19 protein-coding genes and 1 pseudogene are annotated in these 15,111 nt (G+C 38.7%); 6 read left to right on the top strand and 14 right to left on the bottom strand.

The genetic code is table 11. From position 1 onward, the window contains the following. Positions 1–190: 190 nt before the first annotated feature. From FZF09_RS08140 to ctaG, 4 genes and pseudogenes are all read right to left on the bottom strand, one after another. Positions 191–496: pseudogene (locus tag FZF09_RS08140) on the bottom strand (peroxiredoxin family protein); the annotation flags it as partial. 15 nt (positions 497–511) lie between these two features. Then, a complete protein-coding gene (locus tag FZF09_RS08135; RefSeq protein ID WP_158736095.1) occupies positions 512–694 on the bottom strand; it encodes a hypothetical protein in 183 nt (60 codons plus the stop codon). Positions 695–782: 88 nt separating this feature from the next. Continuing rightward, positions 783–1,391 carry an SCO family protein gene (locus FZF09_RS08130; protein WP_158736094.1) on the bottom strand — a complete coding sequence of 203 codons (609 nt, stop codon included), beginning with the start codon at positions 1,389–1,391 and terminating at the stop codon, positions 783–785. Positions 1,392–1,589: 198 nt separating this feature from the next. Continuing rightward, on the bottom strand, positions 1,590–2,522 hold the full coding sequence (gene ctaG, locus FZF09_RS08125; protein WP_158736093.1) for a cytochrome c oxidase assembly factor CtaG: 933 nt from the start codon (positions 2,520–2,522) through the stop codon (positions 1,590–1,592). A gap of 231 nt (positions 2,523–2,753) precedes the next feature. On the opposite strand from ctaG, the gene FZF09_RS08120 reads away from it, so the two are divergent. Both FZF09_RS08120 and FZF09_RS08115 read left to right on the top strand, forming a co-directional pair. Then, on the top strand, positions 2,754–3,581 hold the full coding sequence (locus FZF09_RS08120; protein WP_158736092.1) for a Cof-type HAD-IIB family hydrolase: 828 nt from the start codon (positions 2,754–2,756) through the stop codon (positions 3,579–3,581). A 78-nt stretch (positions 3,582–3,659) separates the two neighbouring features. Continuing rightward, entirely contained in the window at positions 3,660–4,112 is a 453-nt protein-coding gene (locus FZF09_RS08115; protein ID WP_233269443.1) for a GNAT family N-acetyltransferase, read from the top strand. Positions 4,113–4,313: 201 nt separating this feature from the next. On the opposite strand, the gene FZF09_RS08110 is transcribed toward FZF09_RS08115, so the two are convergent. Further along, on the bottom strand, positions 4,314–4,874 hold the full coding sequence (locus tag FZF09_RS08110) for a helix-turn-helix domain-containing protein (protein ID WP_158736091.1): 561 nt from the start codon (positions 4,872–4,874) through the stop codon (positions 4,314–4,316). Positions 4,875–4,969: 95 nt separating this feature from the next. Between FZF09_RS08110 and FZF09_RS08105 the strand changes: the two genes are divergently transcribed. Together FZF09_RS08105 and FZF09_RS08100 are read left to right on the top strand one after the other, a co-directional pair. Next, positions 4,970–5,710 carry an AzlC family ABC transporter permease gene (locus FZF09_RS08105; protein ID WP_158736090.1) on the top strand — a complete coding sequence of 247 codons (741 nt, stop codon included), beginning with the start codon at positions 4,970–4,972 and terminating at the stop codon, positions 5,708–5,710. Then, positions 5,707–6,027: an AzlD domain-containing protein gene (locus FZF09_RS08100; protein ID WP_158736089.1), complete on the top strand. Its 321-nt coding sequence runs from the start codon at positions 5,707–5,709 to the stop codon at positions 6,025–6,027. Before FZF09_RS08105 ends, FZF09_RS08100 begins: the two co-directional genes overlap by 4 nt. A gap of 70 nt (positions 6,028–6,097) precedes the next feature. On the opposite strand, the gene FZF09_RS08095 is transcribed toward FZF09_RS08100, so the two are convergent. The 9 genes from FZF09_RS08095 to FZF09_RS08055 all read right to left on the bottom strand — a co-directional run bounded on the left by FZF09_RS08095 (position 6,098) and on the right by FZF09_RS08055 (position 12,364). Next, a complete protein-coding gene (locus tag FZF09_RS08095; RefSeq protein WP_158736088.1) occupies positions 6,098–6,571 on the bottom strand; it encodes a BsuPI-related putative proteinase inhibitor in 474 nt (157 codons plus the stop codon). A 187-nt stretch (positions 6,572–6,758) separates the two neighbouring features. Continuing rightward, positions 6,759–7,601 (bottom strand): YitT family protein, encoded by an 843-nt coding sequence (locus FZF09_RS08090; RefSeq protein ID WP_158736087.1) that lies wholly within the window; start codon positions 7,599–7,601, stop codon positions 6,759–6,761. A gap of 36 nt (positions 7,602–7,637) precedes the next feature. After that, positions 7,638–8,399: a prolyl oligopeptidase family serine peptidase gene (locus tag FZF09_RS08085; protein WP_158736086.1), complete on the bottom strand. Its 762-nt coding sequence runs from the start codon at positions 8,397–8,399 to the stop codon at positions 7,638–7,640. A 183-nt stretch (positions 8,400–8,582) separates the two neighbouring features. Next, complete coding sequence (locus FZF09_RS08080; protein WP_158736085.1) at positions 8,583–8,891, bottom strand: hypothetical protein; 309 nt, start codon at positions 8,889–8,891, stop codon at positions 8,583–8,585. A gap of 105 nt (positions 8,892–8,996) precedes the next feature. Next, positions 8,997–9,875: a hypothetical protein gene (locus FZF09_RS08075; protein ID WP_158736084.1), complete on the bottom strand. Its 879-nt coding sequence runs from the start codon at positions 9,873–9,875 to the stop codon at positions 8,997–8,999. Between the two features lie 121 nt (positions 9,876–9,996). Continuing rightward, positions 9,997–10,143 carry a lmo0937 family membrane protein gene (locus tag FZF09_RS08070; RefSeq protein ID WP_158736083.1) on the bottom strand — a complete coding sequence of 49 codons (147 nt, stop codon included), beginning with the start codon at positions 10,141–10,143 and terminating at the stop codon, positions 9,997–9,999. Between the two features lie 240 nt (positions 10,144–10,383). Next, positions 10,384–10,758 (bottom strand): rhodanese-like domain-containing protein, encoded by a 375-nt coding sequence (locus FZF09_RS08065; RefSeq protein ID WP_158736082.1) that lies wholly within the window; start codon positions 10,756–10,758, stop codon positions 10,384–10,386. 15 nt (positions 10,759–10,773) lie between these two features. Continuing rightward, positions 10,774–11,880, bottom strand: coding sequence for an AI-2E family transporter (locus tag FZF09_RS08060; protein WP_158736081.1), 1,107 nt, complete (start codon positions 11,878–11,880; stop codon positions 10,774–10,776). 355 nt (positions 11,881–12,235) lie between these two features. Next, complete coding sequence (locus FZF09_RS08055) at positions 12,236–12,364, bottom strand: substrate-binding domain-containing protein (protein WP_158736080.1); 129 nt, start codon at positions 12,362–12,364, stop codon at positions 12,236–12,238. Positions 12,365–12,833: 469 nt separating this feature from the next. On the opposite strand from FZF09_RS08055, the gene FZF09_RS08050 reads away from it, so the two are divergent. Continuing rightward, a complete protein-coding gene (locus FZF09_RS08050) occupies positions 12,834–13,724 on the top strand; it encodes a PucR family transcriptional regulator (RefSeq protein ID WP_158736079.1) in 891 nt (296 codons plus the stop codon). A gap of 285 nt (positions 13,725–14,009) precedes the next feature. Then, positions 14,010–15,107 carry an ABC transporter ATP-binding protein gene (locus FZF09_RS08045; protein ID WP_158736078.1) on the top strand — a complete coding sequence of 366 codons (1,098 nt, stop codon included), beginning with the start codon at positions 14,010–14,012 and terminating at the stop codon, positions 15,105–15,107. Positions 15,108–15,111: the final 4 nt, after the last annotated feature.

The following is a 15,111-nucleotide window of genomic DNA, read 5'->3' as shown; positions in this document are numbered from 1 at the left end:
AGCAGTAGAAACGTGTAAATGGTTTCCTGGTTATTCGGCGCTTTTTCCACTCCATTCGGCACTTTTTCCTTTTCTTTCAGCTACTCATTACTTTCATTCAGTACTTCTCTCGTATTAGCGGCGTTTTTCACATTAAAAAAAATACTGCTTTCATGCCAAAGCAGTCGGCACAAAAGCAGTATTTATTATGTTATTCTAATGCTTGTCTAATTTTTTCTTCGGTTTCTTCGATTTCATCTCCCCAGAAATCATTTTCTTCCGAAGTTATTAATTCACCATTCTTATTAAAAACAGAAAAGCCGCGGACAGATGCACTCTCTCCTGCCATTTCTGCTTTTTCTATGACCTCCATTGAAGCATCAGACAAAAACGTATAAGTAAAACCGACTTCTTCTTTTAGCTCTTTGTGCTGTTCTGGAGAATCATTACTAATCGCGTAAATATCTGCATCAAGATCGTCAAAAGAGTCTATGTGCTGCTGCAGCTGCACGAGCTGCGATACACAGTGTCCTCAGTCAACACCCGTGAAATGGAAAAAGACAGTAGGCTGGTCTTTAGCGGAGATGGTGACGTCTTCCCATTCTTCATCTTGCAGCGTTAACTCTTCTTCCTCATCTGTGCCGCATGCAGCCAATGTCACAGCAACAACAGCAGTGAGGACTAGAAATAACGTTTTCTTTAAGAAATGATTCATGTATGATTCCCCTCCTTTTCTATTATTAATAAGAAACCATAAACCAGTGTATCACCTTGTCTATAGAAAGACTATTGATTTATCTTCTTCAGCTGTTTGACAAACGTTTCACATCTTCTACGATCGGATCTGCATCGTTTTCAAGGCCGTCATAGCTGCGGATAATATTGCCTTTTGGATCAATCAGAAAAAATTTAGTAGAGTGAATAATATCATCTTGTTCAGGATCTTTTTCTACGGTGCTTTGAAACGATTCGTTAGCTAACTCTTTTATTTCTTCATCACTGTACCCTGTTAAAAAATGCCAATTGCTAAAATCAGCGCCGTAATTTTCCCCGTAATTTTTTAAACGGTCCGGGTTATCAAACTCTGGGTCTACAGAAAAGGAGACTATTTGGACATCGAGCCCTTCTTGTTCCAACTCTCCTTGCAGATTAAGCATATTCGGTGTCATTAAATCACAAACGGTTGGACAGCTCGTGAAAATCATGTCAGCAATCCAGTACTTCCCTTCTAAATCTTCATTGGTTACCGTCTCTTCCGCCTGATTGGTATAAGAAAAAGGCTTGATTTCTAAATCCAGGTGAGATAAATCTGATCCGTTTTCTGCTGACTGTCCGCTGTCATACAGCCAGGCACACCCGCTTAATAAAAGGGTTAACAACCCTAGTGTTACTAATAAAAATTGGTGTTTCATATATCTCCCTCTTTACATATGTTCATAACTTTATTATTCATTAGGAAAACTCGGCTTTCCGCCAAGTCCTTATGGCGGAAGACGTAGTTTTGCTTATACTTTGTTCCTTTAACAAACTTTCTAAAGTATAAGTAAAAGACTTATCCGGCATACTTTCCGGGATAAGCCCTCTTCAGCCAGTGAAATAATATTCATACATCAGCGGTTTTTTAAATGATCTGCATGAGCTGGAATATCACTGATAGTCAATTCGCCGTCTTGCAGTTTTTCTTTGGTGAGCCACTGTTTAAACACATAACCAATTGTTGTTACGTATACAAATTCCTGTGTAATCTTCATTACAACACCTGCAAGCTGCTGATCAGCATGCGGATCTAAAAATGAAAACCCACCGCCAGCTGTATTCATCAAACCAGCAGGAAGTTCAGCTCCCGGCGGAAGACAATAAGCCATTACATTAGACCAAACAGCCGGATTCGTATAGGTTTCATATAATGGGCTGCCCGCAAATATAATAAGTGCACATGCCGGTGTGATTAATATGCCATTTCCAAAAATATAAGCAATCCTCCGAAAATCAGATAACTGATTAGTAGAAGGCAGCGGAGCAAGCATATGCCACCACATCAGCCAAGCTGTGCCAAAAAGCGCTATCTGATAAACACTATGCAGTATAGGAGATTGCATAATAGAGTCAAACACCATCGGTATGTGATAAAACGAAAATAACGCATTAAACCCAATCAAACCAATTACCGGGCTCATAACAATCTGATACGTCACATATGCTTTTTTTGTCCACTTATGCACCCACGTGTGCAGCACCCACTTAGGAATCGAAAGAATAAAAAGCGGAACGGCTGCAAAATAAGCCAGCACCATTTGGGTCATATGAATAGTAATAATGGAATGCCCTGCAATATACAATGGACTGCCCCAGCCAAGATAAAGGGCAAGCAGGCCGAAAAGGAAACAAAGCTTTTGTTTTATAGATATTTTTTCTGCACCGATAAACGTATGTCGCTTTTTAACAGTTATCCAGTAATATACAAAAGCAACTGCTGCCAGCACGATAATTAGTTCGGGTGTCCATAGGGCTCGAAACGTAAATGTCAAAAAAAATTCCTTCATTATTTGAGCGCTCCTCCTTTCCATGCCAAAGCATGCAGCGTGCGCTTTCAATTCGTTTTCAACTAAAGTAAAATAGGTAGCGGATCATTCATCTCTAAATATAGCATATTTTTTTATAGTGTTATGCTTTCTCCATTGTAAATTTTTGATACTTTTCTTACAATCTGATGAACATGCATACACTACTACCGAACATTTATCATTATTGACAAAGAGCGGAGGAACCAATCTATGCGTAAACATTTAATTGTTCTAGACCTCGATGGTACATTGTTGAAAGATGACAAAACAATATCTACTCGTACGTATAAAACGTTGCAGAACGTGAAAAAGGAAGGACATATGATTGCGATTGCGACAGGCAGGCCTTACCGGGCGAGTAAAATGTATTACCAGCAATTAGGCCTAGATACCCCGATTGTTAATTTTAACGGTGCCTATATACATCATCCCGGCGACCGCTCCTTTGGCATTCATCACTCTCCGCTTGACTTAGAAACAGCGAAAACAATTATTGATACATGTCAGGCATTTCAGGTCAATAATATTATGGCAGAAGTGATTGACGACGTCTTTTTGCACGATTACGATGAAACGTTTATTGACATGCTAGCATTAAGCACGGAGCCTGCAGCTCACGGAAATTTAAAAAACGTTCTTCATACAAACCCAACTTCTCTTCTCGTCTATCCAAAAAGAGAAAGTGCCGAAGCGTTAAGAGAATTAATTTCCGGAAAACATGCCCAAGGAATTGAACAACGTTCTTGGGGCGCTCCGCATCATTTAATAGAAATCATAAAAACGGGCAACAACAAAGCAGCAGGATTACAAAAAGTAGCCGAGTATTGTAACGTTTCAATGGATGATGTTATTGCATTTGGAGATGAAGATAACGATTTGGAGATGCTTAGAGAAGCAGGTATCGGAGTAGCTATGAGCAATGGATCCAAAGAAGCACAGCAAGCAGCTGATGTAATTACCGCTGCAAATGAAAAAGATGGAATTGCCATTTTTCTTGAAGAAAAATTAAAATTACATTCCCAGGCAATGGACCAATAAGTCTTACAAGAATTTGTGTTAATATATACATGGTCTTTTAAAACGCCCTGCTGATTATCAGTAAAGGAGGAAGCACAGTTGAAAATTTATGAAATTCCTAACGATGCTGACCAAGAAACACGCGAGAAAGTAGCTGACTTATTAATGGGGCAAATGGAATCCATTGGAAAAGAGAATGCGTATGAATTGTTAATGGATTCCATCAATCTTTCTTTAACGGAAAACTCTTGTGCCCATATATTTGTAGCGGAGTACGAAAATACGATCCTCGGAGCAGCTTTTTTAAATCTTGGCATCAGTCTTGATAAAGGGGGGTATTATATTTGGCTGAATGATTTGTTCGTACATAAAGAACACCGTAACCAGGGAATTGCCAAAAAGCTGCTATTAAAAGTTATTTACTGGGCTGAAAATCATGGAATTAAAGGAATCGAATTAGAAACAGGCATCAGTAATGCAGCTACCAAAGCATTGTATAATTCACTTGGTTTTTACGATGTCGTTTCTAAGCGGTATGGATTTAGATTTTAAGCTGGAGCTGAATAAATTCTGGTCTTATTTTATACATTATTTATTTCTTATACAGGAAAAGAGCTGTTTTCTAGAAAGCGGGGCCAGGTAATCTGCTTAAAACCATGCCTTCTTTCCAATGGTCATTTAGCGGCGCCAGGCCCCGTTTTTAAGCAGCTATTTATCAATAGGAAATCTTGAGAAAATGTGAGCCTCTTTGAACTAACGAGCATAATAAATAATCATGGTAAAACTGGCTGGTGTTTCCCCTATATTTTCGTAGACGTGATCTTTGTTTGCTTCAAACCGAAGCGCATCGCCTTTTTCTAATGTAAAACAATTCTTATCAACACGAACCTGCATCGTCCCTTCCTTTAAGAAAATATATTCTTCCACCCCTTTTGGATGAGCTTCTGAATAATAGCTTTTTAAAGGATCAATATCCACATAAAACGCTTCAAACGGTGTATACTGGTCTTTTGAAAATACGGGTTTCACATGAAAGCCCCCATGCTCTCCTTCTAGCGTTTCGAGTTCCTTGTAATCTACTTTAGTTACAGCTGGACGTTCTGCTTCAATGAAAGATGTAAAAGGTACGTTTAAACCTTTTGCAATTTTCCATAACGTCCCTACAGTCGGATTAGATTCCCCTCTTTCAATTTGTCCTAGCATAGGCTTGCTTACACCAGTTATGGAAGCAGCTTCCTCTAAATTTAACCCATTATGTTTTCGAATTTCTTTTAGCCGGCTGCCAATCTGAGCCGTTAATTGTTCTTTTTCCATATGATCACCTTGAAAGAAAGTATAATATAACATACAATAAATATACCATAACATACAATAATAAATAATTTATTTATGGGAGAGGGGACCGATACATGAAAGCGGCCGTAACGCTAACAACCAATCATTCTTTTGCTGCTGGTATGAAAGATGGGACCACCATTGCGCTCGGGTATTTTCCCGCTGCCATAACTTTTGGTTTTATAGCCCAAACGACAGGGCTTACCGTCCAAGAAACAATGCTGATGAGTCTGCTCGTCTTTGCAGGTGCGGCCCAGTACATGGCTCTCAGCCTGCTTGCAGCAGGAACAGGGGCTATTGAAATTATTTTTACAACGTTTATCGTAAATATCCGCCATTTTTTAATGAGCGCTTCGTTAAATGAAAAAGCTGTACAAGATCATCCATTAAAGAAAGCTGGATACGCGTTTGGTTTAACCGATGAAGTCTTTGCTGTTGCCTCTACCAAAGAAGGCACCGTTCATACCGGCTATGTTTATGGCGTGTTTTTCATATCGTATGCTAGCTGGGTCATTCATTCAGGAGTAGGGCACGCTGTCGGTCAGCTGCTTCCCGAGATGCTGCAGCAAAGTTTGGCGTTTGCTTTGTATGCTTTATTTATTGCTTTGCTTGCTCCATCTTTAAAAAAACATCGAAAAATCTTTTTTCTCGCAGCGTTAGCCGCCGTATTAAATAGTGTGTTTGCTTTCATCATGGCTGAAGGCTGGGCTATTATTTTAGCAACCTTAATCGCAGCTACCGTGCTTGAATTCATTGAACCGCTAAATAACAAATACAATGATGCAGACCAGAAAAACGGGGTGGAAAGAAAATGAGCATGGAATTACTATTCATTATTGTAGGCATGGCCCTCGTAACATATATTCCAAGAATGCTGCCGCTTGTTTTTTTAAACGCTAAGAGCATTCCGCCCAGGTTAGAAGGAATTCTTAAGAATGTTCCTTATGCTGCATTAGGTGCCCTCATCTTTCCGGGTGTGTTGACCATTCATGAAAATGTTCTTTTCGGACTTACCGGAATGGCTGTTGCTTTTTTAATTTCCTTTCTAGGAGGAAATCTTATATTCGTTGTACTTGGATCAATAGCTGTTTTAACAGCTCTCACACCATTTTTCAATACTTTGACCCTTTAACATCGTTAATTATGTTCTAAGTACAAGCAAACGGCGGAACGTTTATGTTTTCCGCCGTTTTTGGACTGCCCTATTTAATCGTAAACGTATCAGAGGTTTTTAATGGTTTTTCCGGTTTTTCTCCGTTCACTTTTCGAGCAAGGACTTCAAATATGACCGTATAAGACCCTTTTTCTAACGATTTCTGCGAGATATCGTCAGACCATGTTGTGGACGCACCTGGTTCGATCGTTGTTTGTTTTAAAGCCTGGGTGAACATTTTATCAGCTGAATATTGATAAACAGACTCTGATTGGCCGTCTTTTTTCATGTCCACTTCTATTTCCTGGCCGCTATTAAATTGCAGCTCTAAAGGATGTTCTGAGATATTTTCGAGTTCCATGCGCCAGCTGTCTGAATCCACATCAAATTCTCCTGTGAGCTTCCAATTTTCTCCCATACTTTTTTCTGTTTCACCTCCTGTCCCATCTTCCTCGGATGTTGCGCAGGCTGCTCCTGAAAATGTTAAAAAGAAAACTACCATGAAAAATAGTGGTTTATTCAAACTGATCGCCTCTCTCCAAAAACCGTTTCATATAGGAGTCTAGCTTCTATACAAATTTCTTCTCGTATAGCATCAGATATTTCAAAGGGATAGGGGGGTTTACTGCACACTTTTAGAGAACATTCATGATCTGAACGTATTCTGTCTATACATAGATCCATGACTGGAAAAAACGGTTTTACTCCGTTTAATCTTTACGGAACAGCCCAAATATGCCGGCCGTGTTTACAATATTTGTAAAGGCATTTTCATCTACTTCATTAATAACCTGCTGCATCGCAAACAGTTCATAACGCGTAATAACGATCATTAGTACTTCTTTATCGGTAGCGTCGTATCCTCCTTTCGCAGGCATTCTTGTAATGCCTCTTGTAATATGTTTATGAATCGCTTCTCTGAGTTCATCAGGCTTTTTGGTAACAATAAAGGCTGTCACTTTTACGTGACGGGTATGAATCGTATCAATGACCCTTGAACCAACGTACAATGTAACAAGTGTATATAATGCACTTTCCCAATCAAATAGCAGTCCCGCAGTCATAACTATAATACCGTTCATCATCAAAAAATATGTACCAACAGGCCTGTCACTCACCCGTGCTAATACAAGTGCTACAATATCGAGCCCTCCTGCAGATGAACCCCATTTCAGCGCTGTTCCCGCCCCAACTGCGGTAATGACCCCGCCGAATACTCCGTTTAACAAGATATCTTCTGAGAGTGTCTGAACCGGGATCACTTCAAGGAAAAATGTCTGTAAGGCTACGTGCAAAAAACTGTAAAAAGTAAACAGTTTTCCAACTTTCATCCAGCCAAGTACGGCAATAGGGATGTTAATAAGAAACAAAAACATACCTGTTGAAAGTGGAAGCAGCTCAGCTAATATTTGGGCAATCCCTGTAGCCCCGCTGGCAAAAACGTTTGCCGGAATTAAAAAGAGATTTAAACCAATTGCCATAATGACGGCACCTAAAATAATGACGGCTACTTTTTGTAACTCTTGTGATAAGGTAGTATTGCTCGTAATCATGGGTTTGACACCCCCTATCCATATTCGAAGTTGATTTTATATATAATCGGCCACCCACTCTGTCATTGCGATGATTCCATCGCGTGACACTTTATGCCCGGCAGAAGGATCGAGTTGATAAACCAAACTAGCATCCTCTTTCCGGTATTCTTTAATTTTTTCATAAAATGCGTACGATTCATCATAAGGAACCTCTTTATCGTCACGTCCATGCCAAAAGAAAAGTGGTCTGTCTCCCAGCGTTTGCTCGTTTTGGGATAGATCAAATTCAATTAGCTTTTGCACCTGTTTTTCTACATCCTCTTCCGACAACGGCAGCGCCCCTTGCTGGTCGAGCCTCGTAATTTGATTTCTTGCAAACACTTCCCATGCTGGGTTTCCCATTAACACAATACCGCCCTTTATCCACGGAAATGCTGTTAAAGCTCCGCACGTTAATATACCACCCATAGAAGTGCCTCCGACAAATAACCTTTCCTCCTGTACTAAGTTCTTTTCTTCCAATTCATTTCTTATCGTTTCCGTTTCTTTTAAGCTTTTCAAAACGATCGACCAAAATTCCAGTATTCTTTGTTTTTCTGTAAGTCCTAGATTTCTTTCACCGTGGTGAATGGCTTCTGGTAAAATAACTCTTATATCTTTTTTTGCCAAACGAAAAGCTACATGCAAGTTGTGTTCTTTTCCGCTTGAAAACCCATGCCAAAATATTAATGTCGGTAAAGGTTTTTGTTCATATTCTGCTTTACAAATATGTAATGCTGGTATGTCAGATAACACTTCTTCCTTTATAGTAACCATCAGCATCTTCCTTTTGTTGTGTTACATGATTCATTATCAATCAGATAATCCTTTTTTATTGTACTTGATTGAAGTTTGGCTTAAAAGAGTAAATCTTCTCTTAAACGATGAAAAAGCTGTTCCTCCGTTACAATCAAATAGCGGGGGAACAGCTTTGTGTTTTTCTTTAAGATGTCTTCTTACTTATTTTTCTTCCATCGTTGTCTGAAGTGGTTCTTCCTCTTCTTCTTGTGCTTTGTTATAGTGGTGTACAGAATGCATGGCACCCTCTGAAACCATTTTATTATCTTCAAAATCGTACGGTTCAGAATGACCGACTTTTTCATTTAATTGTTCATCTTCATCTTCTTTCGTATTGCCTTTCCATTTTGCAATCGTACGCTGGGAAGCTTGTTTTAAACGGCCGCGCTTGTCTTCATCTCGAAGTAAAAATGTAGCTGTTCCTACTACGCCAGCTACTGCTGATGAAAGTAATACACTTCTTTTCCTCATAGGTTATTCCCCCTGTCCTAAAAATATACTTTTTTTAACTGCTGCTATCCTTTTTCCCTATTTAAAGAAGAATAAACCTAAAAGTGTTGAGAAATTAATTATTATTTACCTTTCATATCCCTCCAGCTGAAAAGCCCACAAACTGATCCGTTCTACATTACGGTCGTCATCTGCAATAAACCAAAGGCTGCCGCCGTTTACATGATAGATATACACGGTTTTTCCATCTGCTTTTTCTTCTACATACTCCGAACCATGGGCTCGTCTTACATCAAACAACGAATCTCCTACTGTAATTCCCCTAGCAGTTTCATAGGATGAAGAAGAAATAATGATATACGTCAGCGTATCGTCCTTTATTTCTAATTGTATTTCAGGAACATCACCAGAACGTTCTTTTCCATAACGGTCGGTATATGTAAATTCATGCATATCTCCATAGAAACCTATATAATCGGCAGATTGTCCATATCCTGTGTTCCAATGGACATCGTAATGGCTGTTGACCTCATCCATCGAATCACCTATTTGCAGATTGTCCAGGGTGAGCAAATCAGCTGTTTCTAAATGAAGTCTTCCTGGATCATCAAGCCATTCCGCTTTTATCCCTAGGGATTGCAAATCATTTACTCTAACGACTTTTCTGTTGTTAATTTCTTCTACGTCATTATTTTGTTCTAAGTATTCATATGGGGAAGAGCTTCCCGTATACGGCAGACCTTCTTCTATTTCAGCTTTATCATTTAAAGCTTTTACTGCGGCTTGAGCAGTCACATAAAGAATTCCTTCATGAAATATCGGCTGTCCTGCATAGGTTTGAAGCTGCCCATCTATGTATAGTGCATGTTCCTCCTCGTCCACTTCCTGCTCCTCGGAAGGAGGCTCTGCTTCCGTTGAAAACGGCATTGCTGCTTGTGCACCATTCGTTTGACACATTAGTGCTCCTAATAATAGAACTTGTACAAACCACGTTTTTTTCTTCATCCCCGTTCCTCTCCTGCTCTCTCTATTTAAGTTTCTCTCTCTATTATAGAGTATAATAAGTAAAAATAGATAGCAGAAAAAACAGGCCTTTTTCTTTTTTTATAAGACCTGTATTTTCTCTTTATGCTCGATTTTTTCCAGTAATAAGCCTGTAAATGAGTACAATTAATGCGACAACAAGTAAAATATGAACTAATCCTCCTGCGATTTCAAAAACCAACCCTAACAACCACAAAGCAATTAGAATACCAATAATCGTCCAAAACAATCTTTGTCCCTCCCTTTGACTGCTTTTGCACGTAGTATTCCTTATTTTCTTTTTTATAAAACAATAATTACAAAAAATAAAAGTAATTCCACCATCCTATTCGATAATGACCTTTTCATTTACCTGCCTGTTTTCAACCATTTAATATAGTAATCAGTCTCCTCTTGAATCATTAGTGTTCGTCTATCACTTTGCTGCCTATCAAAAAAGAACGGGCTCTGTATAACCCGTTCTTTCTCCTTACTTCTTATTATATAATTGTCCAATCTCTTCCACTGGGTTTTCCATGCCCGTTTCCGTTTCACTATCCCAAGCCAGCATGCCTCCAGCAAAATTTTTCACATTATTAATCCCGTTATCTTTAAAATAAAGAGCTGTGTGATGGCTTCTGCTCCCGCTTCTGCACACGAGAACATAGCTTTCATCTTTTTTGATCTGATCAATGACCTCCGGGACTTGATTCATTGGAAGCAGCGGCACCCCCGGTATATGTCCTTCTATATATTCCGAAGGTTCTCTTACATCAATAATAATCGGCGATTTTTCTTTTGTGTCATACAAGCGTTTTAATTCTTCTTTTTCAATCTGTTCAATGCCCTCTAAATCATATGCCATGTATATCCCTCTCTTTTAGGTTAAATCATCATCAGGCGGCTTATTTCTTAATTTTAACAACCGGTAGGTGTGACTGACAAATACTTTCGCAACAGCGTACGCCGGTACGGCAAGCAACAGGCCGACAATACCGGCAAAACGTCCAGCTACAAGCAATAATAAAATAATTGTTAAAGGATGAATATGCAGTTTTCTTCCCATTACTTGCGGTGAGATAAAATTACTTTCAATCTGTTGGACAATTACTACAACAATAATAACAAGTAAAGCCATAAATGGCGAATCAAGCAAACCAACAATGACACCCGGAAACGTTCCAATCCACGGACCAATAAACGGAATGATATTGGTAAACATCGCTACGGCGGCCAAAACAAGCGGATAATCTAAACCGATAATAACATAGCCGATGTAAACACAAATTCCTACAAAAAAACTAACAATAATTTGTCCTTGTATGTAAGAACTTAACGCTGTATCCATATCACTTAAAATGCGGCGGCCTTCTTTTTCTTGTTTGGCCGGAAGAAGTCGTAAAATAAACTCCGGCGCCTTTTCACCTTCTTTTAACATATAGAAAAGAATAAATGGAAGAATTATAATCACAATGACAACACTAGTAATCATCCCAACAACACTAGCAATGTTGCTGCCTAAATTAGATAACGCTTCGTTCGCGTATTCTGCTGCACGAGATGTAACTTCATTCCACGAAAATCCTTCCATTTCATCAAGAAACCGATTAAACCACTCCTGGTTCTGAAGTTCCACAATCATACGCTGCGCTTCATTAATAAGACGCGGCGCATTATTGACCAGACCAGTAAATTGGTTTTGAAGAGCTGGTCCTACAAGTAAAATGAGCATGGTTAGAATTCCTGCAGATGATAAGTATATAATGAGAATAGAGAGCCCTCTTGGTATTTTCAGCTTTTCTGACAGCGTATTGACAATCGGCCTGAACAAATAAAATAAAACACCCGCAATAACAATTGGTGCAAATAAAGTTGTAACAAGTACAACAATCGGCTGAAAAATAAAATCAACCAGCGTGCCCAAATAAATGATGAGCAATAATAAAATAATTCCATAACAAATCCGAAAAAACTTACCCTGGGGCATTTCATCACCACATCATGTTTAAATTTGCATCCTGATTATATCATATTGTTGATAGCAAGCTCTGATTACCTTTTGGATGCGAATATTGTTTTCCCTTCTTGGATAATAGAAAAACTTGGCTTTTGACAAGTAGTTAATGGCCAACTGAATATGTATTTCTTTCACAATACAGGTTACCGTTTTAATGGCTGACCTGTATATTTTTTACACGACTGCCTTTTAATACGCTTATGAGGCACAATGACGGCGGTTGGTTTGCTGTCTTTATCAAGCATTTTATCAAACAGTCAACTGCTTTTGAACCGAGATTAAAAATATGAATATCTACTGTTGGCAGGAGATGATAATTAAGAGATCATGAAGCTGTTAAAACTATAGGCTCATCAGGTACACTAACGCCCATGTCAGACAGCATACCAAGCACACCAAATGCCATAAGATCATCTGCGACCACAAGTGCAGTCGAAGGTTCTAATAAAGACATTATAATAGCTTTCCTGTCCGCCTTCTTCTACTTCCTCGTGATAGGCTTGGTTTAGAACTTGTTTGCAGCCTTTCCTACGGTTATGGGTACCGGCATATTCCATATTACCGTAATTCCGCTGCTACTTGCTATCACTTGTGATACAGTTGACGCTGCAACATTTGCTTTTTAGCCGCATTTTTAATTGTAATCGCCAACTGTACTATCTCCTCTGCTTCTTTTAAAAAAGTACTTCTTTTGGCAACTAGGAACTGACTTCTACACAGGCTGATTTTTACGACCTGAACACGAGGTTTACTTTACTTTTTTATCGTGGGCATTCGAGCGCCTTTCATTATAACATGGCACCATGTCATTTTCTTAAAAAATCAATCGTATGGTTAAAATGTTTCTGTGACTCCATCTGGAAAATCACTGCTTAAATTAGTACGATAATAACAAGATTTGTTGGAAAGGACCGTTCACTAATATGATAGATAAATTAAAAAATATATTTCCATCCCTGCTGTTAGAAGAAGAAGTACGGCCATTAGACCGGCACTTATATGTCTTTTTAAAACTAAACGAAAATAAAACAGCAGCCATTAAAAAAGATGAAATGACAGAGCAAGAAAGAAAAGTGTTAGAGGTATTTTTAGAAATAGAAAATCAAACAGATTCCTTTGACCCGATGGATATAAGCTGGTACTCCTATTTAATAGATAACGGGCCTCTTCCTCCCTTACAACAATTTCCTTCTTTTCGTTTTTATCACATAGAAGGCAGTAAATTATACGATAATAAATTCGATCTGCAGGAACTATTACGTTCTTATTTTGATACCGCCTTTAAATGCGTTTTTTTACATACCCATTCTCTTGTTGTAATTGTAAAAGAATCAAAAGATCAAGAGCTGCCCGCCTTTAATACCGAAGAGCTGGCCGGCATTTTTGCAACAGATCTATTAATAGATGTATATGTCTGCTCCGGAAGACGAGTTCATGCTTTTGAAGACATCCGTTTTGTATTTAAGCAGGAAAAAACACTTTTCGATTATGCCCGGCAGCTATTTCCAAAAGATCGCGCTTTTAACGCATATGAAATATTGCCATTTGTATTTCCACTCTTAAAAGGAAATGACCAAAAGCGATTATTTTCTTACACGTTCGCTAACCTTGAAAACGAAAAAGAATTAATCGAAACACTTTATTATTTCTTTTTATCTAATTTAAATATTAGTTTAACAGCAAAAGAGCTTCATATGCACCGCAACACACTGCAATACAGACTTGATAAGATAACAGATCAAATCGGCATTGATATTAAACAGTTCCCTAATGCCGCTGCACTATTCATCCTGATTAAAAGGTTTTGGGAGTAGAACATACATGGTTCTGCTCTTTTTTATGGATTGCTTACCTTTAGTAAGGATCAATGTATAAGCAAAACGACAACTGCCGCCATAAGGACTCGACAAACATAATTCGTCAAAGTGCACAAAAGAATCCGCTTTCATTTCGTACAACCTTTCCATATGAAAGCGCTATCTAAATCCTTATACTTTTAACCATCACATTAAAGTTAGAAAAACTTGCTTACCGCCAAGTTCAAATAGCGGAAGTCTTAGTCTTTTCTTATATTTATACATAAAAAGGAGATGGGGAAATTGGCTGAAATTCAATTAAATCACATTTATAAAAAATACGATGGTGATGTTACTGCTGTTTCCGATTTTAATCTTGATATTGAAGACAAAGAATTTATCGTTTTCGTCGGTCCTTCCGGCTGCGGTAAATCTACAACCCTTCGAATGATCGCTGGACTCGAAGACATTACAGATGGTGACCTTTTAATTGATAGCGATCGCATGAATGAAGTACCTCCAAAAGATCGTGATATCGCCATGGTTTTCCAAAACTATGCATTATATCCTCATATGAATGTATTTGACAATATGGCGTTTGGGCTGAAATTGCGTAAATTTAAGAAACAAGATATAAAAGAGAGAGTGGATAACGCCGCCAAAATTTTGGGCTTAGAAGAATACTTGGATCGTAAACCAAAAGCGTTATCCGGCGGTCAGCGTCAACGTGTTGCCTTAGGACGGGCGATTGTGCGTGATCCAAAAGTTTTCTTAATGGACGAACCACTTTCTAACCTTGACGCAAAACTGCGTGTCCAAATGCGCGCAGAAATTATCAAACTGCATAAACGCTTAGATTCAACTACCATTTATGTAACACATGACCAAACCGAAGCAATGACAATGGCTACACGTATCGTTATTATGAAAGATGGGATCGTTCAGCAGGTTGGAACTCCTAAAGATGTGTACGATAATCCAGAAAATATGTTTGTCGGCGGTTTCATCGGTTCACCATCCATGAACTTTTTAGATGCTAGTTTAGATGGCAGCCAATTAAAAATTGGCGATGTTTCTATTAAGGTACCAGAAGGAAAATTGAAAGTTCTGCGTGATAAAGGATTCGCAGACAAAAAAGTAATATTAGGCGTACGTCCGGAAGATATTCATGACGAGCCTTTGTTCCTTGAGTCCTCTCCTGAATCCAAGCTTTCCATGGATATTGAAGTATCTGAAATGAACGGTGCGGAGTCTATTCTGTATAGTAACATTAGCGGACAGCAAGTGATTGCCCGTGTGGACTCCCGCTCTGACATTACATCTGGAAATACAGTAGATATGGCTATTAACATGAACAAAGTTCATTTCTTCGATCCGAATACAGAAGAGCGTATACGTTAGTCCC

The sequence above is a fragment of the Alteribacillus sp. YIM 98480 genome (assembly GCF_009765375.1).
Classification (GTDB): Bacteria; Bacillota; Bacilli; order Bacillales; family Marinococcaceae; genus Alteribacillus.
This window is presented reverse-complemented; position numbering and strand designations above follow the sequence as displayed.

Coding starts and splice junctions, on each gene's coding strand:
- FZF09_RS08135 (WP_158736095.1), bottom strand. CDS start 694: ATGAATCATTTCTTAAAGAAAACGTTATTTCTAGTCCTCACTGCTGTT.
- FZF09_RS08130 (WP_158736094.1), bottom strand. CDS start 1,391: ATGAAACACCAATTTTTATTAGTAACACTAGGGTTGTTAACCCTTTTA.
- ctaG (WP_158736093.1), bottom strand. CDS start 2,522: ATGAAGGAATTTTTTTTGACATTTACGTTTCGAGCCCTATGGACACCC.
- FZF09_RS08120 (WP_158736092.1), top strand. CDS start 2,754: ATGCGTAAACATTTAATTGTTCTAGACCTCGATGGTACATTGTTGAAA.
- FZF09_RS08110 (WP_158736091.1), bottom strand. CDS start 4,874: ATGGAAAAAGAACAATTAACGGCTCAGATTGGCAGCCGGCTAAAAGAA.
- FZF09_RS08105 (WP_158736090.1), top strand. CDS start 4,970: ATGAAAGCGGCCGTAACGCTAACAACCAATCATTCTTTTGCTGCTGGT.
- FZF09_RS08100 (WP_158736089.1), top strand. CDS start 5,707: ATGAGCATGGAATTACTATTCATTATTGTAGGCATGGCCCTCGTAACA.
- FZF09_RS08090 (WP_158736087.1), bottom strand. CDS start 7,601: ATGATTACGAGCAATACTACCTTATCACAAGAGTTACAAAAAGTAGCC.
- FZF09_RS08085 (WP_158736086.1), bottom strand. CDS start 8,399: ATGGTTACTATAAAGGAAGAAGTGTTATCTGACATACCAGCATTACAT.
- FZF09_RS08080 (WP_158736085.1), bottom strand. CDS start 8,891: ATGAGGAAAAGAAGTGTATTACTTTCATCAGCAGTAGCTGGCGTAGTA.
- FZF09_RS08075 (WP_158736084.1), bottom strand. CDS start 9,875: ATGAAGAAAAAAACGTGGTTTGTACAAGTTCTATTATTAGGAGCACTA.
- FZF09_RS08065 (WP_158736082.1), bottom strand. CDS start 10,758: ATGGCATATGATTTAGAGGGCATTGAACAGATTGAAAAAGAAGAATTA.
- FZF09_RS08060 (WP_158736081.1), bottom strand. CDS start 11,880: ATGCCCCAGGGTAAGTTTTTTCGGATTTGTTATGGAATTATTTTATTA.
- FZF09_RS08055 (WP_158736080.1), bottom strand. CDS start 12,364: ATGTCTTTATTAGAACCTTCGACTGCACTTGTGGTCGCAGATGATCTT.
- FZF09_RS08050 (WP_158736079.1), top strand. CDS start 12,834: ATGATAGATAAATTAAAAAATATATTTCCATCCCTGCTGTTAGAAGAA.